Here is a 23,690-nt window from a genome sequence, read left to right as displayed (position 1 = left end):
GGCGTGAACGCCGATCGCATCCTCAAATCCGAGCCCGACTGGTTCGGCGCCGCCCAGGCGCTGGTCGAGGGCCTGCAGGGCCAGCCGACGCTGGATCGCCGCGTCGACGTGCTGGAGCGCGTCTGCACCGACCTGGGCGATGCGCTCTATCCCGGCTTCGCCAAGCTGCTGGCGGCTGTCGCCCATTTCGGCGAGCCGGAAGTCAAGGCGCTGGTCGCCGAGGCCCTGGCCCAGGCCCTGCTGACCGCCCGCCTTCCCGCCGCACGGGTGCCGGCCTGGGGCGCGGGCGGCTTCTCCGGACTGGGCAGCGGACCCTTGCTCAGCAACAGCCGCAAGGTCGGGCCGCTGGAGTTCCTGTGCGTCTGGCTGGTGCGCGACATCGCCGACGCGCCGCTGGACGCCCAGACCTTCGAGACGGCGGCGACCTACCTGCTGGACCTGGTCAGCGCTTCGCCCAAGGCGACGGCGCTCTATGTCGACAAGCTGCGCGCCGACGCCAACGACCCGACCGAGGGCCTGCACAACGCCCAGAGCCGCCGGCTGATCGAGGTGCTGGCCGAGCGCTGGGCGGCCGGCGATCCCCCCGCCGAGGTCGCCCGCGCCGTGGCTCGGGCGGCGGAGGCCGATCGGGGCGTGGGACGGTTCGGGCTGCCGCTGCGGTGAGAGCCTTGGGCCGAAAGCCTCGTCCTTCGACAAGCTCAGGAAGAGGTTTTCTATTGCGACGCCAGCAATGGACCTCACCCTGAACTTGTCGAAGGGCGAGGTCCACGCGCCAAGTCGAACGGAGTGTATGCTCAACGCACCCTCCGGATCAGGCTTTCCGGATCCAGGCCGTCGTCGGCCTCGACGAAGAGATCCGCCAGCGCCAGGCCGCGTACTTCCAGGCGCTTGCGCAGGGCCTCCAGGGCCTTGGTCAGTTCGGGCGTGGCGTCGGGACGCGCCGCCAGGGTCAGCGACAGCGAACCGTCGGGGGCGCGCGACAGGCCAAGGCCGGTCAGCAGCGAGGCCTTGTCGGCCAGGCCAAGCGCGATGGCCTTGCGGTCGCCTCCGGACGCCAGCCAGGCCTTGTCCATGGCGGCGGTGAAGGCCTCGATGTCGGCTGCGGTCGCGCCGGGCGCCGACACGGGGGTTTCGACCGCCCCGCCGCCGGACTTGGCGAGGGCCGACAGGGCGTCGACGCCCGCCGTTTCCTGGTCACCGGTGACGTCCTGGAAGTCGCGGGCCGGGCCCAGCAGGGCCGAGAGGTCGACCTTGCCGTCATCCTCGTCGCGCTCGGTCTCCTTGTCGCGTTCGGCGCGGCCGGTCTGGCGGCAGAGCGGCTCGCGGCGCTCGGCGGCCTGCTGCAACAGGGCCTGGAACTCGGACCCGCGCCAGGGCGTGGGCGGCTCGCTCGCGCCACGCGGCGTGGAGGTGTTCGGACGCTCGGCGGCGGCGTTGTCGCGAATGGTAGTCATCGGAAACTCCTGAAGGCGCCGGCGTCCTCGATCTCGAGCTGCTCGCGGGCCTCGCGGTCGGCGGCGACCAGGGCGCGGGCGTGGTCGAGACGACCGTTCATGGCGTCGAAGCGGCCCTGGGCGCGGGCGAGGGCCTGGATGGCGGCGGCCAGGTCCTCGCGGGCCAGGTCCAGCGCCACGGCCTCCTGGTCGCGCAGGCGCTGATCGGCGTCGCGGGCCACGGTGATCGCCTCGCGCCGGGCCAGGGCGACCTCGACCAGATGGGCAGCCCCCGACAGGCCGCCGGCGAACCAGTCGTCCAGCCGGGCCTTGGCCACATCGTGGACGGCGATCAGCCGGTCGCGAGCCTCCAGCGCCTCCACCGCGAGAGCGACCGCGCGGCGGGCATCGGCGGCCTCGCGCATGGCCTTTTCGACGCGGCGTTCGCGCAGCTTCACCACCGGAACAAGGGCCTGGACCTGGGCGCGGGCGGTCATGCGGCGACCTCCGCCAGCGCCGCCAGGGCCTCGCCGAAGGCGACGGCGTCGTGCGCGCCCTGGCGCAGCAGATCGGTGATGCGCGGTCGGCGGGCGATGGCCTCGTCGGCCAGCAAGTCGCCGCCGGACTTGTATTCGCCGATCTGCAGCAGGAACTCGATCTCGGCGTACTTGGCCATCCAGCCGCGCACCTTCATGGCGGCCGCCTGCTGCTCGGGCGAAGCAACGCGGGGATAGACCCGGCTGAGGCTGGCGGCGACGTCGATGGCCGGATAGTGCCCGGCCTGGCCGAGCTTTCGGGACAGGTAGATGTGGCCGTCGAGGATCGAGCGGACCTCCTCGCCGACCGGATCGCCGCCCTCCTCGTCCTCGATCAGCACGGTGTAGAAGGCGGTGATCGCCCCGCCCTCGATCGAACCCGCCCTCTCAAAGAGCCGCGGCAGTTCGGCGAAGACCGACGGCGGAAAACCCCGGCGCACGGCCGGCTCGCCCACCGACAGGCCGATCTCGCGCAGGGCGCGGGCGAAGCGGGTGACGCTGTCCATCTGCAGCATCACGCGGCGGCCCTCGGCCCGGAACCCCTCGGCGATGGCGGTGGCGACGTGGGCGGCGCGCACGCGCTCCATGGCCGGGCGGTCGGAGGTCGAGACGATGACCACCGAGCGGGCCAGGCCCTCGGGCCCCAGGCAGTCGTCGAGGAACTCGCGCACCTCGCGGCCGCGCTCGCCGATCAGGGCGATGACATTGACGTCGCTGCGGGCGTGGCGGGCGAACATGCCCAGCAGGGTCGACTTGCCGCCGCCGGCCATGGCGAACAAGCCCACGCGCTGGCCCTCGCCCGTGGTCAGCAGGGCGTCGACGCAGCGCACCCCGGTGGCGAACGGCTGGGCGATCGGCGGGCGGGCCAGCGGATTGGGAGCCTCGCCATAGACGGGGAACGGCCGCAGCGGTCCGTTGATGGGGCCAAGGCCGTCAAGCGGTTCGCCATGGGCGTCGAGCACGCGACCCAGCAGCCCCTGCCCCACGCCGATCTCGCTGCGGCGGGGACCGGCCACCACCTCGGCGTCGACCGCCACCCCCTCCAGGCGAGACAGCGGGGTGAGGATCGCCGCCCCGCCGTCGAGGCCGACGACCTGGGCCTTGACCGCATGGCCGCCAGCGCGGTCGACGATCTCGCACTCCTGGCCGATGCGCACGTCCAGGCCCGTGGCGCGGACGGTGGTGCCGAAGGCCTGGGCCACGCGGCCGCGCCGCTCGACCGTGCGGGCGCCGCGCAGCGCGTCGCGCAGGCGCTCGTCGCTCGAACGTTCAGGGGGCGCGTCGAAGCTCATGCGGCGGCCTCGCCGGCCGGGACGGCGAACACCGCCTCCAGGGCCCTGAGCTGGGTTTCGAGCCCGGCGTGGGTGCGGCCCGAGGGGGTGTCGAGCACGCAGTCGCCGGCCGCCACGTCGGCGTCGGCCACCACCTCGATGCGGGCGTCGATCGACCACAGGCGGCGGGTCACGGCGCCGGCGGCGTCGGGCGCCACGCGTACGCGGATCGGCTCTTCGGGCAGGAGGTCGCGGGCGGCCTGCTCGGCCAGGGCGGCCAGCACCTCGTCGGGGGCCAGGCCCGCGGCGATGCGGCGGACGATGTCCAGCGCCAGGGCGCCGGCGCTGGCGCGCAGGCGGTCGCGCTCGACCTGCAGGGCGGCGTGGACGCCGGCCAGCACCTGGGCGGTCTCGCGGGCGGCGGCAGCGGTTCCCTCGGCGTGGCCCTGGGCGAAGCCGTCGCGCAGGGCGGCCTCGCGGGTCGCCTGGCGCAGGGCGTCGAGGGCGGCGGTCAGCTCGGCCGCGTCGCGCACGGCGCCGACATCCTCGCGCCGGATCACCGGCTGGTCGGTCAGCAGCGCGCCCGAGGGACCGGAAGACAGGAGCAGATAGGTCATGCGGCGGCCTCCAGCGCGCCGGCCTCGAAGGCCATGAAGAGCCCGCGCGCGGCGTGCGCCGCGCCGAGGCCCCGGTCGGGATCGATCGCCAGCGGGGCGACCGCGAAGAGCTCGGCAAGACGGGCGATGGCGGCGGGACGGCGCCCGACCTCGGCCAGCAGCACGCCGGCGCCGAGGGCGCAGAAGGTCTCCTCGTCGCCCAGCGCGGCCTCGGCTTGCGCGGTCGTCGCCACTAGGCCCGGCGGCGAGGCCAGGACCGCGTCCAGGGCCGTCTCGCCGATGCGGCGGGCGACGCGGGCCAGGCGCTTGCCGTCGATCGTGCGGCGCAGGATCTCGGTGCAGGCGGCGGCCGCAGCGAAGTCGGCCAGGCGCATGCGGCGCTCGGCCGGCCAGGCAGTCCAGTCCGGCGCTGCGGCGACGTCGGCGAAGGCCAGCGGCGCCTCGACGCGCCCATCCAGACGTCGCGCCAGCCGCGCCGCGCGCGGACCGACCGGCGCAGGGACGCCGATCGCCCCCAGCAGGCGGGCCTGGACGACCAGGCGCTGGCGGTCGGCGCGGGCGTTCATGCGGCGGGCGTCCCGGGCTCGGCCAGAGGCTTCAGCTTGCGGCGCGGCTTGCCCCGGCTGGTGCGGCTGAAGACATAGGCCCCCACCCCGCCGATGGCGGCGAGGATGGCGACGGCCGGCATGGTGAACGAGCGGATCGGCGAGGCCGGCGTCGCAACCATCACCGGCTTGGCCGGGAACATCACCACCGTCACCTTGTCGTACGGCAGGCCCTCGATGGAGTTGGTGACCAGGGCCTTGATCGAGCCCACCTGGCCGGACAGGTCGACGTCGGGGTTGTGGCGGATGAACACCGAGGCCGAGGACGGCTTCTGCTGCTCGGCCAGCGGATCGGCCTCGGGCACGGCGATGTGCACGCGGGCCTGCACCACGCCGTCGATCGACGAGATGGTCTGGCTGAGCTCCTGTGAGAGGCCGTACATCAGCCGCGCCCGCTGCTCCATTGGCGAGGAGACGAAGCCCTCCTTCTTGAAGACCTCGCCCAGGCTCTCGAACTTGTCGCGCGGATAGCCCTGGTCGTGCAGCACGGCGACGGCCGACGAGAACTGCTCGGCCCGGGCCTTCAGCGCCCAGACCTTGCCGTCCTTGCTGCTCTTCGAAGCCGAGACATTGGCGTTCTGCAGCACAGCGACCATCTCGTTGGCCTCGCGCTCGGTGAGCCCGCCGTAGAGCTCCTTCTCGGCGCAGGCCGTAAGGCCCAGGGCCGCGGCGACCAGGACGGCGGGCAGGATCTTGCGCATGGCCGCCACCTAGGCCTGTTGCCGGAACAGCTGCTGCAGGCCGTCGGACGTGCGGTTGGCGATGTTCGAGGTCAGCTGGCAGTTGAACATGAACTCGTGGCACTGGACGGTCAGGCCGATCATCTCGCCGGGCGTGATCGCCGCGCCCTTGGCCTCGGCGGCCTTGGCGTGGGCGGCCAGGTTCGAGGCCTGGCTGTTGACGAACTCCAGCTGGTTGAAGACACCCTTCATGGCCGGGGCCAGGGCCTCGGGCCCGCCGAGCCCCGCCACCTGCGAGGCGCCGGCGGTGTGCAGCGCATTCTGGAACTGGACGGCGTCGGTGAGGCTGGCGCCGTAGCCGACCTGGGCCACCTGGGGCGCGGCTTCCTGGGGCATGGCCAGGGCGGCGGCCGAAACGGGATCGAAGGACATGGCGTCCTCTCCTGAAAGACGCGCTTAGTTCTTGCGGGCCATGGTTTCGAGGGCGCGGCCGACGCTGTCGACCGAGGTGGATTCCGAGTTGGCCATGAAGTTCATGCGCAGGCTCTCGGCGGTCAGCTGGGCCATGACCGAGGGCTTGTCCTCGCCGCCGGGGCCGATCTGGTCGGAGAGCTCGGTGATCTTCACGGCCTGGGCGTCGAGCACCTGGCCCCACGCGTGCGCCATCGCCTCGAACCAGCTGCCGGGGCGGTTCTTGTTGTTGGAGCCGGCGAGGCTGGGCGCGACGGAGGCGCTGCTGAAGCCGGAAATGCTGCTGTCGGACATGGTCGCTTCTCCTCGTATCGGGTTGGAATTTCAGAACATCAGGCGGGTGGTGGCGCCGTCCTTCTCGACGACGACGGCCTGGCTCTCGACGCCGACGATGCGGTCGCCAGTGGGCAGGGTGGAGCCGGCGAAATAGCGGGCGCCGTCGGCGGTGGCGACGTAGCCGGCGTCGCCGCCGACCACCGCCACCACGCGCTTCCCGGGCCCCTGGTCGAAGACCGCGCCGAAGCGGTCGCCGCCGGCCGCGCGGGCGACGTCGAGGTCGCGCAGGCCCTTGACGTCATGCAGGGCGATCTTCTCGACCTTGGCCACTTCGTCCGACGGACCGGTGACCTGCACCTGCACGCGGCCCAGGCCGTTGGGACGGGCCGTGGCGGCCAGGCCGTTGGCCTGGAAGACGTCCTCGACGTTCTGGGCGAGACCCTCGCTGGTGACGACCTCGACCCGGGCCGGCAGTTCGCGGGAGCTGACCAGGCGAGCCAGGCGGGCCTTCTCGGCGTCGCGGTTCAGCACGCCGGCGATGACCAGCTTGCCGTCGGCCTGCGGCTGCACGGCCAGGGCGCCGTAGCCCTCCTGGCGCAGCAGGGCGTGGACCTTGGAGGGGCTGGCCTCCTGTCCGCCGAAGCGGGGCACGTTGGCGACGGCGTAGGTGACGCAGGCCAGGGCCGCGCCGAACACCAGGGCCGGCACGAGATGCGGCGTCGAACCGACCACCTGGACGCCGCGGTCGAGCGTGCGGCGCAGCAGGCTGCGGCCGTCCTCGAAGAGGTCGCCGCCCTCCTCCGGCGACACGACGGCCTCGGCGGGACCCGAGGCGGCCAGCAGGCGTTCGGCCTCGCGCCAGCGGGGGCTTTCCTCGACGCCGAGGGCCAGGGCGTTGTCGCCAACGATCAGCGGCACGTAGCAGGGCAGCACGGCGCGGGCCGGGGCCTCCAGCCGGTGGCCGAGCATCTCGACCTGGCCGGAGACCACCTCGATCTCGGCGGCTTCCTCGCCGGCGGTCAGGCGCACGCGCACGCCCCTGGCGCTGGCATCGCGCAGGACGATGTCGGCGTCGAAGCCGTGGCCGAGCTCGGCGCTTTCGCCGGCCGGCAATGGCAGGACGGCGCCGGCGACGCGGCCGGACAGCACCTTGACGACCAGCGCCTCGGACGGCGTGGCGGCGGGGATTTCGGTCGGTTCGTCGGACAGCAGGGCTTGATCGGTCATGGGCCTAGCTCGGATTGGGGATGGGTTTCATCGTGCCGTAGGGTTCCTGCGCCGGGGGCGGCGCGGGCGGCAGCGGCTGGGCGGGCCCGCGCGGGGCCGACTTCGGCGGCGGCTTGCGGTCGGACGGCAGCTTGGGCGCGGCCGGCAGGGGCGCGTTCTCGAACCCGGACGCGGGCGCGTCGTAGCGCAGGCCCGCCTGGGTGGTGGAGCGCGGCGCGGCGACCGAGGCCAGGCGCGGGGTGATCAGGAACATCCGCTCGATGCGGCCGCTGCTGCGCGACTGCACCTTGAACAGGTTGCCCAGCACCGGAATGTTGCCCAGCACCGGGATCTTCTGCGCGCCGGTGGTGTCGGACTGCACGGTCATGCCGCCCAGCAGCAGGCTCTGCCCCTCCTGGATCAGGGCCTGGGTGTTGAGCGCGGCGCGGCGGACGACGGGGATGTTGTCGACGCTGGCGTTGGTCAGCGAGCCGTCCTCGATGGTCACCAGCATCCGGATGCGGGTCTGGGTTCCGTCGCGGGTGACGTGCGGGGTGACGCGCAGGGTCGTGCCTGCGGTGACGTTGAAGAGGTCGACGTCGCGCTCGCCGGCCAGGCGGACGTAGAAGTCGCGGCTGTTCTCGAACACCGCCTCGACGTTCGACAGCGTGACGATCTGGGGCCGCGAGACGACCCGGGCCACCCCCTCGGTCTCCAGGGCGTTGAGGCGGGCAGCGAAATAGTCGCCGTTGCCGATGATCGTCGAGGCGACGAGACCGGTCGCCGACTTGGGCGAGGTGTTGCCGCGCACCAGGTTGCCGTCCTCCAGGCCGGCCGGCGCATCCGGGCCGCGGCCGAACTGGATGCCGCCGTTGCCGTCGTCGAAGCGCCAGTTGACGCCCAGGTCGCGGGCCTTGGTGGTGTCGATGTCGATGATCGCCGCCTCGACCTCGAGCAGCTGCGGCTCGACGTCCAGGGCGCGGACCAGCTCCTCGTAGGCAGACATGCGCTCGGCCACGTCGCGGACGATGACGGCGTTGAGGCGGCTGTCGGCCTGCACCCGGATCGGGTTCTGCGGCGAGTAGACGCCGGTCTGCTCGTTGGCCAGCGGCGTGCCCAGGGTCTCCTGGCCGCCGTAGAAGGCGCCGCCGGCGTTGGGCGTGCCCAGCGTCGCCAGCCCCTGGCCGCGCAGGCCCTGGACGGCGGCGGGGATCGGGGTCTCGCTGCGGGCGGCCGCCCCGGCCCGCTCGTTGGGATCGGAGCTGACCAGCGAGCGGATGATCGAGGCGACGCCCGGGATGGTCACCTGCTTGGCGCCGACCGTCAGGTTCACGTCGTCGGCCCAGCCGTAGCGCAGGTAGAAGACGCGATATTGCAGGGTCGGCGAGACGGCCTCGGCCTGCACCCCGCCGCGGGCCAGCTCGTCGACCTGCTGCAGGAAGCGCGGCGCGCCGGTGGCCACCAGCATGTCGCCGGTGGCGCGCAGGGTGTTGCGGTTGTCGAGCAGCCCAAGCTGCCGGGCCGCCCTATCCACCCGCCGTGAAGCCGAGCCCGAGATCGGGAAACTGCGGCTGGACAGCTGGGCGGCGGTGTAAACATAGGCCGCGCCGCCGTCGTAATAGGTGACGAGGTCGAAGGCCTTGGCGATGTCGGCGTCGATCTTGGCGGCCGGGCCGCGGAAGACGCCATTGATAGTGCCGGTGACCTGCGAGGAGATCACCACCGGCACGCCGATCTGGTTGTAGAAGTTCTGCAGGAACTGGGCGATCGGCTGCTCGCGCGCGGTCAGGTCGACGCTGCGCGCGCCCAGCGGGACCTCGCCCGCCTGGACCTGGGGCGCCGTCGCGGCCAGGGCGGCGGCGACCGCCGCGGCAACGCCCATCCGGGCGGCGCGGCGAACAGCAGTTCTATCCTTCGGAAGCGACATTCTGTCTCCGGGTTCAGGCGGCCGCGGACGCGGGCGGCGGCGGGTCGGGATCGTTGGGCACTACGGTCAGGGGCTCGCGCGGGAAGGTCACGCGGCCGGCCACGTCCAGCCGCAGGGTCGGCAGCAGTTCGTGGAAGGACAGGACGCCCAGGTCGAAGGCGCGGGCCTCGATCAGCTTGCGCACGTGTCGGCGCAGGTCGATGGCGGCCAGGACGACGGTGGCGCTAGTCTCCTCGACCTTGGCCAGCAGGGCGTCGGTGACGCGGCGGCTCATCTCAGGGTCCAGGGCCAGCTGCTGGGCGCCGCCGCCGGTGCGGATGGCCTCGCGCAGGTGCTGCTCCAGCGCCGGCTCCAGCACCACCGCGCGAAGTTCGCCGTCAGGGGCGTAGCGATGGCTGATCTGGCGGCGCAGGGCGACGCGGGCGAACTCGGTCAGGGCCAGCGGATCCTTCTCGCGCTGGCCGGCGTCGGCCAGAGCTTCGAGGATGTCGCGCTGGTTGCGCAGCGGCACTTCTTCCTCGGCCAGGCGCCGCATGACCTCGGCGATGCGGGCCAGAGGCAGGGCGCGGGCGGCTTCCTTGACCACCTCGGGGTATTCAGCCCCGGCCCGGGTCAGCAGGTTGCTGGCCTCCTGGATGCCGACGAACAGGCCGGCGTTGCGGCGCAGGGCCTGGCGCACGGCGTCCTGCAACTCCGACAGGTCGGCCGGATGCGAGAGCTCGCCGGCCCCGATCGGGGCCTCGAAGGCCAGCAGGCGCCAGCGCGGGGCGCCCGGGGCTTCGCCGTAGTGGAACGAGGCGCGCGGCAAGGCCACGCCCAGGCGTAGCTCGAACTCTTCCAGCACCTCCTCCAGGCCCTGGGTCATGACGGCGGCCTCGTGACGGCGCACGGCCTCGCCGTCGAGCTCGAGCAGCAGCGGCACGATGGGCTGGGTTTCGGTGACCTTGGTGCGGGCGGCGGCGGGCGAGGCCTTGGCCTCATCGGCGGCGGCGCGGCCCGGCGCGATCTTGCGGGTCAGGCGGGCGCGCATGTCGGCGTCGACCAGGGCGCCGGTGACGATGGCCACGCCGCCCAGCAGCAGGAACACGATCACCGGGAAGCCGGGCACCAGGGCCATCAGCCAGCAGATGCCGCCGGCCACCAGGAACACTCGGGGCTTGGCCGCGAACTGACGGCGCATAGCGTCGCCCAGGTGGGTCTCGCTATCCTCGTCGGTGGTGCGGGTGACGATCAGGCCGGCGGCCATGGCGCCCAGCAGCGCGGGGATCTGGGTGACCATGCCGTCACCTATGGTCAGGATCGAATACTTGTGGATCGCCGAACCGAAGTCGAGGCCCTGCTGCAGCATGCCGATGGCTAGGCCGCCCAGCAGGTTGATGACCACGATGATGATGCTGGCGATGGCGTCGCCTTTGACGAACTTCATCGCGCCGTCGAGGCTGCCGTGAAGCTTGCTCTCCATCTCCAGCACGCGCCGCCGGCGCTTGGCCTCGTCCTTGTCGATCATGCCCGAGCGTAGGTCGCTGTCGATCGACAGCTGCTTGCCCGGCATGGCGTCGAGGCTGAAGCGCGCGGCCACCTCGGCTACCCGCTCGGCGCCCTTGGCGATGACGATGAACTGCACGACGGTGATGATCAGGAACACCACCAGGCCGACCACCAGGTTGCCGCCGGCGACCATGGTCCCGAAGGTGTCGATGATGTGCCCGGCGTGGCCCTCGATCAGGATCATCCGGGTCGTGGCGATCGACAGGGCCAGCCGGTAGAGCGTGGTGATCAGCAAAAGGCTGGGGAACACCGAGAACTCGACGATGGTCGAGATGTAGATGGCGATCAGCAGCAGCATGACGCCGAAGCAGATGTTGACCGCCACCAGGGCGTCGAGCGCCAGGGCCGGTAGCGGCAGGATCATCAGCGCGACGATCGCCACGACGCCCGCCACCAGGAACAGGTCGCTGAAGCGCGCCATGACGCCTTGGCGCGGACGCCTTTGCAGGCGCTTGAGATAGCCTTCGACGCTCATGGGGAATGGGTCCTCAGAAGCCGCCGCGGGCTGAAACGAGGCCGCGATAGCGGTCGAGGACGCTGGCGACGTACCCTTGCGTCTCGCGATAGGGCGGGATCTTGCGGCCGTACTTCATGACGGCCCCCTCGCCGGCGTTGTAGGCCGCCAGCACCAGTTCCAGGTCGTTGCCGAAGTGGCCCTGCAGGGTCTTGAGGTAGGCCGCGCCGGTGCGGATGTTGACCATCGGATCGCCCAGCTCGACCGCTGGATCGCGAACCCCGAAGCGCTTGGCGGTGGCGGGCATGATCTGCATCAGCCCCCTCGCCCCCTTGGGCGAGATCGCCCCCGGATTGGCCCGGGATTCCACGTGCATGACCGCCTGCAACAGGTCCGGATCGATGTCGAAGTCGCGGCCTGCGGCGGCGACGAGCGGTGCGTAGAGGGAAGGTCCACGGGCGCCCCTGGTGATGACGATCGGCGCCGGGGCGATACGTCCAGCCGAGATAACGGCGGTCGCCATCTGGGGTGCGTCATAGAGACGGAGCTGTTCCGACGCCCCCTTCGGTTGTGTTTCTTCAACGCAATCTATGCGCGCCAGCGAGAACTTTTCATTGATCGGGAGAGCGCTGCTGAACTTCAAGCCGTCGGCAGTCACGCATTCATATGCGAACACTGGACTTGAAGAAAATAAGATTAAACACACGCTCGACGCCACTACGCGGAACTTGCGCATAAATTTGTCCCTCTATGCAGCGCCCCGCCTATGCATACTACCCATTCAAAAGCTAACTTTGGCGCATCAATCCTGTCAACCTCGGAGTTAAAACAATTTTCATACTCAGTATACTGCTTACCAGACAACAAATTCTATGGCTCAGCTTAACAACTACTATGGCTAAGCTCGCCGCTTTTTAGCCACGATTGCGGCCTTTGTCGGAATCTCACCGGTCGGCGAACGCCCGACACCCTTCGCGATGACGCCAGAACACACGCTATGGCTGAAAAGAACGACGGCGGGGACAAGACGGAGAAGCCGACACCCAAGCGGCTGTCGGACGCCCGCAAGAAGGGCGACGTTCCCAAGTCCAAGGACCTGACCTCGACCGCCGTGCTGGGGGTGTGGCTGCTGCTGGGCGCGATGACGGCGGGCTTCGCCTTCGACCGACTGGGCGGCCTCTTCGACGAGGTCTTCGCGGTGATGGACCGCCCCTTCGCCGAGGCCTGGCCGATCGCCGGCGCAGCCGCCGGCAAGGCCTTCGTGCTGCTGACGGCGATCACCTTCGTGCCCGTGGCCATCTTCGGCATGCTGGCCGAGTTCGGCCAGGTGGGCCCGGTCTTCACCTTCGAGAAGATGAGCCCGAAGATGTCGCACATGAACCCCGGCGAGGGGCTCAAGCGCATGTTCAGCCTCGACAACCTGTTCGAGGTGGCCAAGTCGCTGGCCAAGACCCTGCTGCTGGGGATCTTCACCTGGATCGTCGTGGCCATGTCGTTCGACCAGCTGATGGCCCTGCCGTCCGGCGAGGCCGACGGCGCGCTGTCGGCCTATGGCGGGCTGACATTCAAGCTGCTGGCCGGAACGGTGGTGCTGTTCGTCTTCGTGTCGCTGCTGGATCTGGCCTACCAGCGCCACAGCTTCACCAAGAAGATGCGGATGAGCCGGCGCGACATCCGCCAGGAGATGAAGGATTCCGAGGGCGATCCGCACGTGAAGGCCCACCGGCGGCAGTTGCACCAGGAGTGGGCGCAGCAGAACGCCGCCCAGGCCGCGCGCGACGCCTCGGTGCTGGTGGTGAACCCGACCCACATAGCCTGCGCCCTGGCCTACGATCCGGCCGAGCACGCCGCCCCGGTGCTGCTGGGCAAGGGCGAGGGGCCGATCGCCCAGACCATGCGCGAGGCCGCCGAGGAAGCCGGCGTGCCGATCATCCGCAATGTCGAACTGGCCCGCGCCCTGCGCGACAAGGCCGCCATCGACGACATCGTCCCCCAGGACCTGTTCGCCGCCGTGGCCGAGGTGATCCTCTGGGCCCGCCGGCTGAAGGACGAGCAGGCCAGGGCCGTCGCCGAAGAACCGCCAGAAGGGCCGCCGCCCGGCCCGACCTTCCCGCCCCTGCCCTGACCTGGAGCCCTCGTGAGCGCCATCCTCGACCTGCTGACCGTCGCCATCGCCCTGGCCATCGTGCTGGGCCTGGCGTTCTTCTCGCTGAAGCTGCTCAAGCGGGTTCAGGCCGGGCCCGCCAGCGACGACCAGATCCGCTACCTGCGGGCCCTGCCCGTGGGCCAGCGCGAGCGGCTGACCCTGGTGGCCTATCGCGACGAGGTGTTCCTGCTGGGCGTCACCGCCGGCCAGATCACCGTGCTGGACCGCCGCACGCGCTCGCCGGAAGAGATCGCCGCCGAGGCCCGCGCCGCCGACGAGGCCCGGATGCGCGCGGCCCAGCCCTCGGCCGCCATGCGCCGGCTGATAGGGAAAACCCTAGCTAGGGAACGACCCGACTACTGACGATCGACCCGCGATGGTTGTCTTGCGGCGTCAGGTCGCAGCGATGAACGCGGGACCGAGGACAGCAAGATTTCAAATCGCGGAGTTCGAAACATGTCCGGCATCTTCAGCGGCGGCGGTCTCAACATCGGCAGCCTGTTCAGCACCGTCGCCCTGGCGGCGCTCACCGGCGGCACCTCGCTGGCCTTCCAGTCGATCTTCCAGCAGATCATCAGCTCGGTCGCCAGCCAGGTGATCCAGCAGGTCGGCCAGCAACTGGGCCTGCCGCAAGGCGTGATCGACCTGGCCCAGGGCGTGTTCCAGGCCGCCAGCGGCAATCCGGGCGGCGCGGCCCAGAGCCTGACCGAAGCGGTCCAGGGCGCCGCCGACACCTTCGGCTTCAGCCCCGCCGAGCAGGGCGACCTGCAGCGCACCGCCGAGGACGTGGCCCAGAGCTGGACCAACTCGATCCTGGAAAGCGTCCGCGACGGCGGCGAAGGCAAGTCGACCAAGGGCGACAGCTTCCTGGTCGCCCTCGCCAAGGCTCTCGGCAAGGTGATGGACGGCAAGATGGGTCAGATGAAGGCCAAGACCGACGAACTGGGCGGCCTGGACTCCAAGGACTCCAAGTACGGCCAGCTGACCGCCGAGATCCAGGCCCTGGGCCAGGAGATGAACATGGTCAGCCAGGCCCTGAACAACTCGATCAAGTCCATCGGCGAAGCCGGCTCGACCCTGGCCCGTAAGGGTTAAGCTTAAGCTCGACAGTAGAAAAGGCAGGCGGCCATCTGGCCGCCTGTCGTTTTCTTGTCAATATTGCACGTCAGGGTTGGAAAAACAGTGGAGCACACCGGATGAACCGCCGCCTCGTTCCCGCGCTCAGCGCCATCGCCCTGATGATCGGCCTGCCGGCCGCGGCGCAGGACTTCTCCAGCATCGGCACCCAATACATGGACTTCGGCTCGTCGATGATGTCGGTGGGCCAGATGAACAACGTGCTGGGCTCGACGGTGCAGCGCGGCGGCCGCACCCGCTCCACGACAGCCCGGCCCGTGCCCGGCGCCAGCCTGTCGGCCCAGCAGCGCAACGCCGCGGCCGTCAGCACCCGCTACCGCCCCTCGCCGTCCGTCTCGACCCGCGTGCGCGGCCAGTTCGCCGACTTCGTCGCCAAGCGCGACCCGACCAACGGCGATCGCCTGCGCCAGGCGGTGCAGCAGAAGGACCTGCTGGGCGCCTGGGAAAAGCACGTCGCGGTCGACGGCCTGCGGCGCGGCGACGTGGCCGACGCCATGACCGCCTACTGGGTGCAGAACTGGCAGATCGCCAACAACGTGCCCTTCGCCAACCGCGCCCAGGTGCAGGGCGTGCGCGGCCAGGTCTCGCAGGCCCTGGGCTCGAATCCCGCCTTCGCCCGCCTCGATGACGCCGGCAAGCAGGAGATGGCCGAGGTGTTCATGCTGAACTTCGTGGCCCAGGGCTCGGCCTTCTCCGACGCCAACGCCAAGAAGAACACCACGCTCAGCCGCCAGCTGTCGGAGGCGGCCGTGGCCCGCTTCCGCAACGAGATGAGCATCGACCTGCGGCAGCTGAAGCTGACCGAGGCGGGCTTCGTGCGCTGAGGACCTCGGGAAAACCCCAATAGCGGCGGCGACAGGCCCGGCGCAGGCTGCACTCGAGGAGGCCCCGGCCATGATCGTGCAAGACCCTTCCGCCGCGGCCCGGGCCGCCGCCGGTCCCGCGCCGCGCCCCGGCCGACTGGACGAGGCCGTCGACCGCTTCGCGCGCACCGGCGAGGTGGACGCCGCGGCCTTCGCCGCCGCCGGTCCGGCTGAAACCACGCAAGCCTTGAACGGCCTGCCGCCCGCCCAGCGCGGCGCACTGGAAGGCGCGCTGCTGGCCAAGGGCCTGGGCGGCCTGCTGGACGGCGTCGGCGGCGTGGTCGACGACACGGTGGGCGTCGTGGAGGACACGGCCGACACCGTGGCCGATCCGGTGGTCGAGACCCGCTCGGAACGGGTCAATGGCGACTTCCAGGCCGCCGTCCACGACGAGTGGTGGAGCCAGATGCGCGGTCAGGCCTGGATGGACGTGACCCTGGCGGTCCACAACAAGCTCGACCGTCCCGCCGCGGCGCTGGCCAACCTGACCCGCACCGACGACGGCCAAGGCTGAGCAAGGGGCAGTGAAGGGCTAGGAATTCCTGCCCAAAAGGGCCGTCATCCCGGCCGGAGGCGCGCGAAGCGGGCCGCAGAGCCGGGACCCTGGGGCCATAGGCAGCGCGTCGACTCCTGGGTCCCGGCTCTCCGCTTCGCTCCGGCCGGGATGACGATCACAAGGGTCCCTAGACCGCCTTCAGCTCGGCGGTCGCGCCGTCGATGATCCGCACGAACTGCTCGACGACGTCGCCGCGCGCCGCACCCGGGGCCGGCTCGCGCTGCAGGCCGGCCGCGACCGAGCGTAGCAGCGGCTCGACGATGGCCGAAGGCGTCAGGTGCGGCTTGTCCGCGGCCTGGGCGCGCAGTTCGCGGGCGAAGTCGGCCAGCACCCGCTCGATACGGCCCGCATCCACCGGCGAGGTGGCCGACAGCCGGCCGGCCACCGACTGACCGCTCTGGGCCGCCAGGATCCGCAGGTCCGCCCCCACCTGGGCCATGCTCGACTGGCCGTGCTCGGCCCAGACGAAGGCGGCGGCCTGGCCGCGATCGCCGCCGCGCAGCGGATCGACCAGGGCCGCGCCGGCGACGGTGGCCATGGCCTCGATGGCCAGGCGGGCGACGCCGGCCCGGGCGGCCGTGGTCGACGGCGTCCAGGTGGAGAGATCCGCGCCCGAGGCGCGCTCGACGGGGCGGATCACGACGCGCCTCCCTCGACCTTGACGACCCGCAGGGCCGGCTTCAGCGCGCTCCAGCCGACCTGGGCGCCGATCGCCTGCTGGCTGTTGCGGCCGTCGGCCAGCTCTTCGTTCTCGCCATCGAACTGCACGACGGCCAGGCGCTTGCCGCCGCGCTCGATGGCGAAGCGGGCCCAGGGATAGCCGTCCAGGATGGTCAGCCGCGCGTCCGGCAGGGCCGCCGACAGGTCGCCGACGCGGTCGCCTTCCGAGATCTCGCCCGGAACCTGGCGTACGTAACGGCCGGAAAGGTCGGCGCCGACGCCGCAGCCCTGGAAGTCGGTGCTCACGCTCGCCGTCTCCGCGTCGAGGGTCACTTCTGCCTTCGCAGGCCGCGCCGCCAGGTCGGCGGCGGTGAGGCTGATGTTCGCTCCTTCGAACGGCACGACCCGCGCCTCGAGGCGGCCGTCCTTCAGCGCTCCCTCGGCCTCGAGTTCGCAGTCGGCCGCCGTCGCCGCGCCGTCGGACAGCGCGCCGCCCGACAGGCTGACGCGCCAGAGATCGCCCTTCGGCGTCAGGGTCAGAAGGCCGCGGCGCTCGCCGCTCATCACGTACTTTCCCGCCGGTCCTTGCTTAGGCGCTTCAGCGGTGCCGGCGGCGGCCATGGGTAGGGGGGGATCGGCCGCCGCCGGTCGCTCACAACCGGCAACGGCCAGCGCGAGGGCGATGAGGGTTGGGGGAGCAAACTTCATCGTCGGGTGATCCGGAGCGGGTCTAGCGTCTCTGTTCAACGCCGGCCCGCCGCGGCGGTTCTCATTGGCCCAGCATGGCCAGGGCGTCCTGGCGTTCGCTGGCGAAGCGGTTGGCGACCGAGACCTGCACGGCGGCCGAGGCGCTGGTGAAATAGGCCAGCTGGCCGGCGTCGTTGCGCTTGCCGCGCTCGTCGTAGATGGCGTTGATCAGGGCGCGGTCATAGGCCTTGCCGTCGGCGGGCGACAGCCCCTGCCCTTCCACCTTGGCCATGGCCTTGACGACGGCGCCGGTCTCCGGCCCGTGCTGCACCGAGGTGGACCAGACCACGTCACGGATGGCCGCCGAACGGGTCGACAGGTCCAGCCCCGTGGCGTTGCTGACCGTGTCGAGCTGAACCTGATAGTGGGTGCGCTGGATGTAGTCGTGCTGGGCGGCCTCGAACTTTTCCGGCTCGCGGGCGGCGATCGCCTTCCAGGTGGCGGTGAAGCTGGCCGAGCCGGGCGAGGCGCCGCCGAACTCGGCGGCCCACTGGCGGCCCTCGGCGGCCAGGAACTGCTGCGGCCGGCCGCGATTGCCCGCCAATTGATAGGTGCCGTAGGAGACGCCGCCGGGATCGCCCGCGCCGCTCGACACCGTGCCGGGGCCGCGCCCGCCGGTCTCGTACTGTTCCGACAGGGCGCCGATGCGCGCGTCGCTCGTGGTGGAAGCCTGCGTCGTCGCGGTCGTCCCGCCGGGCGGTCCTTGCCTGTCGACGTTGACGAGCACGTAGTTGAAGGCCTTCTGGCCGCCCAGGCCGTTCCAGAACGCCTGGAAGTCGCCGGGCTTCAGCGTCTGGCAGCCGGCCGAGCCGGTGTTGCTGTTGCCGCCGGCGTGGAACAGGAACGAGTTGTCGGTGCTGACGCCCTTGCCCTTGGCGTCGTTGTTGTCGATCCGGCCGTCGTGATTGGTGTCGCGCTGGATGGCGTGGCTTTCGGTCGGGCGCAGCACGTTGCCCAGGCTGGAGCTCGTGCTCTTCTGGAAGGTCACCGTGCCCTCAGCGATGCGGCCCAACTCCTTGCGGCCGTCGCCGTTGAAATCCGATCCATAGCGGCCGTCATATTGGGCAGAGGGCTCGGTGTTGGCCGCGAACTCCTGGACCTTGCCGCCCTTCTGCAGCACGACCACACGGTCGTCATAGGCGCCCTTGCCGCCGTTGGCGTTCAGGCTGGTCTCGGTGCGTAGGCCCAGGATCACCTGCTTGCCGGCCGCCAGATCGGCCTTGGCCTGGGCGTCGCCATAGGCGTTCACGTAGCCGGAATAGAGCTCGTACTTCTGGGCCTCGCTCATGCCCTTCGTCGAGGGCAGCACACCGGTCGCCTGGCCCGTGGCGGTCGGCGAGCTCGGGACCGCGTCGGTCGTGGCCGGCGCCGGACGCGCCGCAGCCCCGCCGCCGGGGATCAGCAGGTCCTGGCCGACATTGATCAGGTTTGGGTTCGACAGCCGGTTGGCCTGGGCGAGCGCCTGCCAGGAGACGCCGAACTCGGCGCCGATGCGGGAGAGGTTGTCGCCCGCCTCGACGGTGTAGCTGCGCGGCTCGGCCGCCGCCCCCGTCGGCACGGTCACTTCCTGGCCGGGCCGGATGACGTTGGGATTGGTGATCTGCGGATTGGCGCGGATCAGCGCGTCCAGCGAGACGCCGTGCTTGTCGGCGATGGCCGACAGGGTGTCGCCCGACTGGACGACATAGTCGCTGGAGCGTCCACCGCCAGAGCTTGAAACGGATGACTGGGTGTTGAGGGACACGGCGGTCATCGGGCACTCCTGGTACGGACGCTTTCCTGAGGAAGACGCTATTCCCGGCCCGCCGCCCGCATAACTAGGGTTATCCCTAGCTAGGGACGCCCCCAGCTATCGACGCCCCCTGCCCCCGGCCATCGTCGCGCCAGTCGAGGCGCAACGGAGGCATCCATGTCCGGACTGAACGCAGCCGAGTCCATCGGGGCTTCCAGTCGCGTCGCATCCAGCGCCGCCGGCGTCTCCAGCGAGGCTTCCGGCCTGGTGGCGGCCAGCCGCACCGGCGGACAGCTGAACACCAGCGAACTGGCCGGCCAGCTTTCCGAGATCGCCAGGTCCGATCCCGCCAAGGCCCAGAGCCTGCGGGCTGAGATCGAGGCCGACCTGTCGCCCGCCGACCAGAAGCGCCTGGCCGACGATATGGACGCGGCCACGGCGGCCCAGAAGCAGGAGCTGATCCTCGACCTTGGCCAGATGGCCCTGGACGTGGCGGGGCTGTTCGACCCGACGCCGATCTCGGACGGCGTCAACGGGGTGATCTCGCTGTTCCGCGGCGACTTCCTGGGCGCGGGCCTGTCGGCCGTCAGCATGGTTCCCTACATCGGCGACGCGGCCAAGCTGGGCAAGCTCGGCAAATGGGCCGAGACGGTGAGCAAGGCGGCCGACCTGGCCAAGGTCGACAGCGCCTTCGCAGCCGCCGCCAAGCCGGCGCTGGAAAAGCTGAAGGGCGCCATCGACGCCCTGCCGCTGGACAAGTTGCCCGACAGCGCCCGCCAGACGCTGGAGACCGCCAGCCGCAAGCTGGACGAAGCCCTCTCCGCCCGCCCCCGCGTCGACCTTGAGCAAGGCGCCAAGGGCGGCTGGAACGCCAAGCTGAACGGCGAGCTGGCGCCCAACACCGACTATGTGGTCAGCGGCCGCTACACCTATTCCACCGACGCCAGCGGCCGGGTCGAGCAGGTGACCGGCACGCTGGATCTCAAGCACGCCGACCGCAACGGCTACCAGCAGACCAAGGCCGGCCAGGAAGGCGGGATCAAGGACGGGGTCGGCGGCGACGAGGGCGGCCACCTGATCGCGGCGATCTTCAACGGCCCCGGCGAGCAGATCAACTACCACGCCATGGACGGCACGCTGAACAAGAGCGGCTGGAAGGTGATGGAGAACGAGTGGGCCGCCGCCCTGAAGGAGGGCAAGCAGGTCGACGTCGACATCAAGGCGGTGTTCGAGGGCGCCTCCAAGCGGCCCGATGCGTTCAGAGTGGAGTACGTCATCGACGGCAAGCCCTCGACCCGAACCTTCTTCAACGACTAGATTTAGCGCTCACGCCTCCCGGAGGATTCCATGGCCGACATCGACAGCCCCGAAGGCATCTACCGCCACGTCGGCCAGGCCCTGGCCGGCAGCGTGGCCGAGCCCTGGTCGGAGATCCGCCTCAATATCGACGTCATCGACGGCTCGGTGGGCCTGACCGGCGACTACACCAAGGCCGCAGGCGGCGTGGCCGACCTCGACGTGCGCAAGCTGGACTATTCGGTCTCGAAGGCGCTGCGCAACCTGCACCGCCTGACGGCGTCCAGCGCCCACGAGCCTTGGTCGAAGGCGGTGTTCTCGCTGAAGTCGGACGGCGCGTTCGACCTGAAGTACGACTACGCGGCGGCTTAGGCCCCTCCCCTTAACTCCCGTCATTCCCGCCCTTGTGGCGGGAACCTCTCTGTCAGCCGCACGGGCACTTGGGGCGGATCGCCAGCGATCCGCTGGCGATCCGGGTGCGCGCGGAACCAGGGTCCCCGCCACAAGGGCGGGTGTTGATCGAAAAAGACACTTGCTCGCTATATTAATCTGACCGTCGAAGTCAGCTGGCGGGGCCAACTTAGGTGCATGCCCCTTAGCGGACGCTTGCAGCAAGAATAGCGATTGAAGCTACTATCCCGCTAGGTGGGGCGACCTGCCCCGCCAGAAATAGAGCTTTCTTGTTCCGGCGCACATGATTTCAAAACTTCGGGCGTGGAAAACCGCTGAACGGTGCGGCCTCGCAGATGCCGTCCCGCACTGTGGAAGCGGCACCTTTGCGCCATGTCAGACCCTCCCCAAGACCAGAGCGTCTGATACTTTTATACTTCCCGCTCTCGCGATCGACCCAGCTTTCGTAGTCCATCCCGCCCTCCTCAAAGGCTGACTTTTCGAAGGTGATGGTCGTGTCTGTGACATCGACTATGGGCGCGGTCGAAGTGCAGTCATCGACGCAGAGCCGCTTGGTTTTCAGGTCAATTCGGTAGGTGGTGATGAACGGCTTGGCTGGCTGCATCTTTCCAAATAGGCCTCTGCCCTGCTCCATGAAAATCTCTTTCCCGGTGCAGATCAGGTTGAACGTGGTCGGCATTGGTTGAGCGTGCGCAGCCATCGCCGAGAGCGCGAAAATAACTCCGAGCGTTCCCGAGAATTTCACCAGATCGCTCCGCGCTGTGATCAAGGGTCTTTCGTCTCACGGTTTAGCTTTGAGTGGCAACTCGGCGCCCCGGAAAACAGAAGCCAATCCCCCGAACAGACCTTTGGCATGTCCACTTTCGGCGTTGGCAACCGGCTTTATCGGTAGCAGTCTATCTCCGACATTTCAGGGCGGGACTGAAGGGAGGTAGGGGGACGCTTACCTCCGCCGCCCCGGCGCCAGCAGCACCCCGGCCGCCGCCACCAGCATCACCGTCGCCATGATCGCCGAGGTCCGGAGGCCCGTTGCGATCTCCGCCCCGGCCAACGCCCCGAAGATCGCCACCCCGGCCGCCCCGCCAACCTGGCGGCAGGCGTTGAGCACGCCGGAGGCCGCGCCGGCGTCGTGGCGGTCGACATTGGCCAGCAGGCCGCTGGTCAGGGCGGGGATCGCCAGGCCCATGCCGCCGGGGATCAGGGCGAAACCGGGCAACATGTCGAGCACGCCGCTGTCAGGTCCCAGGCGCGCGGTCAGGGCGTAACCACAGGCGGCGACCAGCACCCCGCCGCTGGTGACGGCCCGGGCGCCGAAACGTCCGACCAGGGATCCGCTGGCCAGGTTCGAGACGATGAAGGTCGCCGTCAGCGGCAGGAAGGCCAGCCCCGCCTTGCCCGGCGACCAGTGCAGGGTGCGCAGCATGTAGAGACCCAGCACGAAGATCAGGCCGTAATAGGTGAAGTTCAAGGCCGAGCCGACGACCACCGCGCTCCAGGCCGGGCGGCTGCGAAAGACGGAGAGCGGCATGGCCGGATGCCGGGCGTGGCGCTCGAACACCACGAAGGCGAAGGCCAGGACGAGGCCGGCGACCAGGGCCGCCAGCGGCGCGCCGCCCCAGCCGCGATGGCCGCCCTCGATCAGGCCGCCGACCAGCAGGGTGACGGCCGCCACCGCCAGGGCCTGACCCGGCAGGTCGAACGGGACCTTCGGCTTGGCCGGGGTGGCCGGCGCGACCAGCAGGGCGAGCACCGCACCGATGGCGCAGAGCGGCAGGTTGACGAAGAACACCCAGCGCCAGCCCAGGGTCTCGACCAGCAGGCCGCCCAGCACCGGTCCGGCGGCGATCGACACCCCGCCGGCGGCCGTCCACCAGCCGACGGCGGCCGCACGCCGGCGGTCGTCGCCATGGGCGGCGTGGGCGATCAGGGCCAGGGACGGCGGGATCAGCAGCGCCCCGGCCGCCCCTTGCGCGACACGGGCAAGGATCAGGCTCAGCGGTCCCATGGCGAGCCCGCAGGCGGCCGAGGCCAGGCCGAACAGCACGAGCCCGGCCAGGAAGGCCCGCTTGGGTCCGACCCGGTCGCCGATCGCCCCGGCCGACAGCAGCATGGCCGCCAGCGCCAGCACATAGGCGTCGACCACCCATTGCAGCTGGGCGGTGGGCGCATCGAACGCATCGCCGATGGCGTCGAGGGCGACATTGACGATGGTCACGTCCAGCTGGGTGACCAGGAAGCCGAAGCTGGCGGCGACCGTGATTAGCGGCAGGCGGGAAGGCTGGGTGCTCATGGGCCTCGTCATGCGCCGTCCGCGCCGCCGGATGCTACACGCATCGATGAACCATCGCGTCGGCGATCAGGGTAGAGTGACCTGATGGACGCCAATATCGCCAGCCCCGCCGCCCTGATCGGCGACCCGGTCCGCGCCGCCATGCTGCAGGCGCTGCAGGACGGCCGCGCCCAGCCGGCCGGAGCCCTGGCCTGGGCGGCGGGCGTCACGGCCCAGGCCGCCAGCAATCACCTGTCCAAGCTCGTCGAAGGCGGGCTGCTCAGCGTCGAGCGCGAGGGCCGCCACCGCTATTATCGCCTGGCCTCGGCGGAGGTGGCGCACGCCATCGAGGCGCTGTCGGCGATCGCCGCGCCGGTGCGGTCGCTGGAGGTTCCCCGATCGCCCAAGGCCCGCGCCCTGCGCGACGCCCGCTGCTGCTACGGACACCTGGCCGGACGGCTGGGCGTGAAGGTCGCCGACGCCCTGGTGGCGCGAGGCCTGCTGACCCCGGCCGACGACAAGCTCTACGACATCCCGGACCAGGGCCGGGCCTGGTTTAGCGAACTCGGCATCGACGTCGCCGCCCTCGCCTCCCCGCGCGGTGTCGCCCGCCGGTGCCTGGACTGGACCGAGCGCCGCCATCACCTGGCCGGGCCGCTGGGCGTCAAGCTGCTGGCGGCGATGAGCCAGCGGGGCTGGCTGGCGCTCGAGGCCAAGGGACGGGCGGTGCGATTGACGCCGGAAGGCGCGGCCGCGTTGCGCGATTTGCTGGGCGTAAGCCTCGCCGACGACGGCCGCGTGGCGGCCTGAGCCCCCGCACTAGGGAATTCCCCAACTATCCCCTCCCCA

General features: G+C 70.6%; 25 protein-coding genes and 1 pseudogene. 9 read left to right on the top strand and 17 right to left on the bottom strand.

Features of this window, described 5'->3' with window-relative positions; all coding sequences use genetic code 11:
- Positions 1-3 precede the first annotated feature (3 nt).
- Positions 4-663: a hypothetical protein gene (locus ACODR1_RS06975; protein WP_488879806.1), complete on the top strand. Its 660-nt coding sequence runs from the start codon at positions 4-6 to the stop codon at positions 661-663.
- Positions 664-794: 131 nt separating this feature from the next.
- On the opposite strand, the gene ACODR1_RS06970 is transcribed toward ACODR1_RS06975, so the two are convergent.
- From ACODR1_RS06970 to ACODR1_RS06915, 12 genes are read right to left on the bottom strand one after another with little or no spacing between them, the layout of a single operon-like run.
- Complete coding sequence (locus ACODR1_RS06970) at positions 795-1,454, bottom strand: hypothetical protein (protein WP_488879805.1); 660 nt, start codon at positions 1,452-1,454, stop codon at positions 795-797.
- Positions 1,451-1,930 (bottom strand): hypothetical protein, encoded by a 480-nt coding sequence (locus ACODR1_RS06965; protein ID WP_488879804.1) that lies wholly within the window; start codon positions 1,928-1,930, stop codon positions 1,451-1,453. The genes ACODR1_RS06970 and ACODR1_RS06965 overlap by 4 nt, the downstream gene beginning before the upstream one ends.
- Complete coding sequence (locus ACODR1_RS06960; protein WP_488879803.1) at positions 1,927-3,261, bottom strand: FliI/YscN family ATPase; 1,335 nt, start codon at positions 3,259-3,261, stop codon at positions 1,927-1,929. The genes ACODR1_RS06965 and ACODR1_RS06960 overlap by 4 nt, the downstream gene beginning before the upstream one ends.
- On the bottom strand, positions 3,258-3,857 hold the full coding sequence (locus tag ACODR1_RS06955; protein ID WP_488879802.1) for a FliH/SctL family protein: 600 nt from the start codon (positions 3,855-3,857) through the stop codon (positions 3,258-3,260). The genes ACODR1_RS06960 and ACODR1_RS06955 overlap by 4 nt, the downstream gene beginning before the upstream one ends.
- Complete coding sequence (locus ACODR1_RS06950) at positions 3,854-4,423, bottom strand: hypothetical protein (RefSeq protein ID WP_488879801.1); 570 nt, start codon at positions 4,421-4,423, stop codon at positions 3,854-3,856. The genes ACODR1_RS06955 and ACODR1_RS06950 overlap by 4 nt, the downstream gene beginning before the upstream one ends.
- Complete coding sequence (gene sctJ, locus ACODR1_RS06945; RefSeq protein ID WP_488879800.1) at positions 4,420-5,163, bottom strand: type III secretion system inner membrane ring lipoprotein SctJ; 744 nt, start codon at positions 5,161-5,163, stop codon at positions 4,420-4,422. Before sctJ ends, ACODR1_RS06950 begins: the two co-directional genes overlap by 4 nt.
- 9 nt (positions 5,164-5,172) lie before the next feature.
- Positions 5,173-5,574, bottom strand: coding sequence for a hypothetical protein (locus ACODR1_RS06940; RefSeq protein WP_101712230.1), 402 nt, complete (start codon positions 5,572-5,574; stop codon positions 5,173-5,175).
- A gap of 24 nt (positions 5,575-5,598) precedes the next feature.
- Positions 5,599-5,907 (bottom strand): hypothetical protein, encoded by a 309-nt coding sequence (locus ACODR1_RS06935; protein WP_101717465.1) that lies wholly within the window; start codon positions 5,905-5,907, stop codon positions 5,599-5,601.
- Between the two features lie 30 nt (positions 5,908-5,937).
- Positions 5,938-7,116: a SctD/MshK family protein gene (locus ACODR1_RS06930; protein ID WP_488879799.1), complete on the bottom strand. Its 1,179-nt coding sequence runs from the start codon at positions 7,114-7,116 to the stop codon at positions 5,938-5,940.
- Positions 7,117-7,120: 4 nt separating this feature from the next.
- The gene (gene sctC / locus ACODR1_RS06925) at positions 7,121-9,022 is read right to left on the bottom strand and encodes a type III secretion system outer membrane ring subunit SctC (RefSeq protein ID WP_488879798.1); all 1,902 of its coding nucleotides are present in this window, start codon (positions 9,020-9,022) and stop codon (positions 7,121-7,123) included.
- Between the two features lie 13 nt (positions 9,023-9,035).
- On the bottom strand, positions 9,036-11,045 hold the full coding sequence (locus ACODR1_RS06920) for an FHIPEP family type III secretion protein (protein ID WP_488879797.1): 2,010 nt from the start codon (positions 11,043-11,045) through the stop codon (positions 9,036-9,038).
- Between the two features lie 13 nt (positions 11,046-11,058).
- Positions 11,059-11,547 (bottom strand): lytic transglycosylase domain-containing protein, encoded by a 489-nt coding sequence (locus ACODR1_RS06915; protein ID WP_488879796.1) that lies wholly within the window; start codon positions 11,545-11,547, stop codon positions 11,059-11,061.
- Positions 11,548-12,021: 474 nt separating this feature from the next.
- Between ACODR1_RS06915 and sctU the strand changes: the two genes are divergently transcribed.
- The 5 genes from sctU to ACODR1_RS06890 all read left to right on the top strand — a co-directional run bounded on the left by sctU (position 12,022) and on the right by ACODR1_RS06890 (position 15,684).
- Positions 12,022-13,149 (top strand): type III secretion system export apparatus subunit SctU, encoded by a 1,128-nt coding sequence (gene sctU, locus ACODR1_RS06910; RefSeq protein WP_488879795.1) that lies wholly within the window; start codon positions 12,022-12,024, stop codon positions 13,147-13,149.
- A 12-nt stretch (positions 13,150-13,161) separates the two neighbouring features.
- Positions 13,162-13,533, top strand: a complete 372-nt coding sequence (gene fliO, locus ACODR1_RS06905; RefSeq protein ID WP_101712223.1) for a flagellar biosynthetic protein FliO — start codon at positions 13,162-13,164, stop codon at positions 13,531-13,533.
- A 93-nt stretch (positions 13,534-13,626) separates the two neighbouring features.
- Positions 13,627-14,265 carry a hypothetical protein gene (locus tag ACODR1_RS06900; protein WP_058348252.1) on the top strand — a complete coding sequence of 213 codons (639 nt, stop codon included), beginning with the start codon at positions 13,627-13,629 and terminating at the stop codon, positions 14,263-14,265.
- Positions 14,266-14,366: 101 nt separating this feature from the next.
- Positions 14,367-15,131: a DUF6683 family protein gene (locus ACODR1_RS06895; protein WP_488879794.1), complete on the top strand. Its 765-nt coding sequence runs from the start codon at positions 14,367-14,369 to the stop codon at positions 15,129-15,131.
- 70 nt (positions 15,132-15,201) lie between these two features.
- Complete coding sequence (locus ACODR1_RS06890) at positions 15,202-15,684, top strand: hypothetical protein (RefSeq protein WP_488879793.1); 483 nt, start codon at positions 15,202-15,204, stop codon at positions 15,682-15,684.
- A 169-nt stretch (positions 15,685-15,853) separates the two neighbouring features.
- On the opposite strand, the gene ACODR1_RS06885 is transcribed toward ACODR1_RS06890, so the two are convergent.
- From ACODR1_RS06885 to ACODR1_RS06875, 3 genes are all read right to left on the bottom strand, one after another.
- On the bottom strand, positions 15,854-16,366 hold the full coding sequence (locus tag ACODR1_RS06885; protein ID WP_488879792.1) for a hypothetical protein: 513 nt from the start codon (positions 16,364-16,366) through the stop codon (positions 15,854-15,856).
- The gene (locus ACODR1_RS06880; RefSeq protein ID WP_488879791.1) at positions 16,363-16,950 is read right to left on the bottom strand and encodes a hypothetical protein; all 588 of its coding nucleotides are present in this window, start codon (positions 16,948-16,950) and stop codon (positions 16,363-16,365) included. The genes ACODR1_RS06885 and ACODR1_RS06880 overlap by 4 nt, the downstream gene beginning before the upstream one ends.
- Positions 16,951-17,155: 205 nt before the next feature.
- Entirely contained in the window at positions 17,156-18,886 is a 1,731-nt protein-coding gene (locus tag ACODR1_RS06875; protein WP_488879790.1) for a VgrG-related protein, read from the bottom strand.
- Between the two features lie 156 nt (positions 18,887-19,042).
- On the opposite strand from ACODR1_RS06875, the gene ACODR1_RS06870 reads away from it, so the two are divergent.
- Entirely contained in the window at positions 19,043-20,182 is a 1,140-nt protein-coding gene (locus ACODR1_RS06870; protein WP_488879789.1) for a DNA/RNA non-specific endonuclease, read from the top strand.
- A gap of 30 nt (positions 20,183-20,212) precedes the next feature.
- Complete coding sequence (locus ACODR1_RS06865) at positions 20,213-20,533, top strand: antitoxin YezG family protein (RefSeq protein ID WP_165260081.1); 321 nt, start codon at positions 20,213-20,215, stop codon at positions 20,531-20,533.
- Between the two features lie 328 nt (positions 20,534-20,861).
- Here ACODR1_RS06865 and ACODR1_RS06860 read toward each other — a convergent pair whose 3' ends face one another.
- Together ACODR1_RS06860 and ACODR1_RS06855 are read right to left on the bottom strand one after the other, a co-directional pair.
- Positions 20,862-21,317, bottom strand: coding sequence for a hypothetical protein (locus ACODR1_RS06860; RefSeq protein ID WP_488879788.1), 456 nt, complete (start codon positions 21,315-21,317; stop codon positions 20,862-20,864).
- A 137-nt stretch (positions 21,318-21,454) separates the two neighbouring features.
- Positions 21,455-22,874: pseudogene (locus tag ACODR1_RS06855) on the bottom strand (MFS transporter).
- 72 nt (positions 22,875-22,946) lie between these two features.
- Between ACODR1_RS06855 and ACODR1_RS06850 the strand changes: the two are divergent.
- On the top strand, positions 22,947-23,651 hold the full coding sequence (locus tag ACODR1_RS06850) for an ArsR/SmtB family transcription factor (protein WP_488879787.1): 705 nt from the start codon (positions 22,947-22,949) through the stop codon (positions 23,649-23,651).
- The last annotated feature ends 39 nt before the right edge of the window (positions 23,652-23,690 follow it).

It is taken from the genome of Caulobacter sp. FG7 (assembly GCF_057808875.1).
The sequence above is the reverse complement of the archived record's forward strand: the minus strand, read 5'-3'. Positions and strand labels throughout refer to the sequence as shown.

Excerpts from the sequence above, each read along its gene's own strand:
- ACODR1_RS06970 (WP_488879805.1), bottom strand. The coding sequence starts at position 1,454 with ATGACTACCATTCGCGACAACGCCGCCGCCGAGCGTCCGAACACCTCC.
- ACODR1_RS06950 (WP_488879801.1), bottom strand. The coding sequence starts at position 4,423 with ATGAACGCCCGCGCCGACCGCCAGCGCCTGGTCGTCCAGGCCCGCCTG.
- ACODR1_RS06895 (WP_488879794.1), top strand. The coding sequence starts at position 14,367 with ATGAACCGCCGCCTCGTTCCCGCGCTCAGCGCCATCGCCCTGATGATC.
- ACODR1_RS06960 (WP_488879803.1), bottom strand. The coding sequence starts at position 3,261 with ATGAGCTTCGACGCGCCCCCTGAACGTTCGAGCGACGAGCGCCTGCGC.
- ACODR1_RS06900 (WP_058348252.1), top strand. The coding sequence starts at position 13,627 with ATGTCCGGCATCTTCAGCGGCGGCGGTCTCAACATCGGCAGCCTGTTC.
- ACODR1_RS06870 (WP_488879789.1), top strand. The coding sequence starts at position 19,043 with ATGTCCGGACTGAACGCAGCCGAGTCCATCGGGGCTTCCAGTCGCGTC.
- ACODR1_RS06850 (WP_488879787.1), top strand. The coding sequence starts at position 22,947 with ATGGACGCCAATATCGCCAGCCCCGCCGCCCTGATCGGCGACCCGGTC.
- ACODR1_RS06930 (WP_488879799.1), bottom strand. The coding sequence starts at position 7,116 with ATGACCGATCAAGCCCTGCTGTCCGACGAACCGACCGAAATCCCCGCC.
- ACODR1_RS06880 (WP_488879791.1), bottom strand. The coding sequence starts at position 16,950 with ATGAGCGGCGAGCGCCGCGGCCTTCTGACCCTGACGCCGAAGGGCGAT.
- sctJ (WP_488879800.1), bottom strand. The coding sequence starts at position 5,163 with ATGCGCAAGATCCTGCCCGCCGTCCTGGTCGCCGCGGCCCTGGGCCTT.
- ACODR1_RS06915 (WP_488879796.1), bottom strand. The coding sequence starts at position 11,547 with ATGGCGACCGCCGTTATCTCGGCTGGACGTATCGCCCCGGCGCCGATC.
- ACODR1_RS06940 (WP_101712230.1), bottom strand. The coding sequence starts at position 5,574 with ATGTCCTTCGATCCCGTTTCGGCCGCCGCCCTGGCCATGCCCCAGGAA.
- ACODR1_RS06865 (WP_165260081.1), top strand. The coding sequence starts at position 20,213 with ATGGCCGACATCGACAGCCCCGAAGGCATCTACCGCCACGTCGGCCAG.
- ACODR1_RS06965 (WP_488879804.1), bottom strand. The coding sequence starts at position 1,930 with ATGACCGCCCGCGCCCAGGTCCAGGCCCTTGTTCCGGTGGTGAAGCTG.
- ACODR1_RS06890 (WP_488879793.1), top strand. The coding sequence starts at position 15,202 with ATGATCGTGCAAGACCCTTCCGCCGCGGCCCGGGCCGCCGCCGGTCCC.
- ACODR1_RS06955 (WP_488879802.1), bottom strand. The coding sequence starts at position 3,857 with ATGACCTATCTGCTCCTGTCTTCCGGTCCCTCGGGCGCGCTGCTGACC.
- sctU (WP_488879795.1), top strand. The coding sequence starts at position 12,022 with ATGGCTGAAAAGAACGACGGCGGGGACAAGACGGAGAAGCCGACACCC.
- ACODR1_RS06875 (WP_488879790.1), bottom strand. The coding sequence starts at position 18,886 with ATGACCGCCGTGTCCCTCAACACCCAGTCATCCGTTTCAAGCTCTGGC.
- ACODR1_RS06935 (WP_101717465.1), bottom strand. The coding sequence starts at position 5,907 with ATGTCCGACAGCAGCATTTCCGGCTTCAGCAGCGCCTCCGTCGCGCCC.
- ACODR1_RS06920 (WP_488879797.1), bottom strand. The coding sequence starts at position 11,045 with ATGAGCGTCGAAGGCTATCTCAAGCGCCTGCAAAGGCGTCCGCGCCAA.
- sctC (WP_488879798.1), bottom strand. The coding sequence starts at position 9,022 with ATGTCGCTTCCGAAGGATAGAACTGCTGTTCGCCGCGCCGCCCGGATG.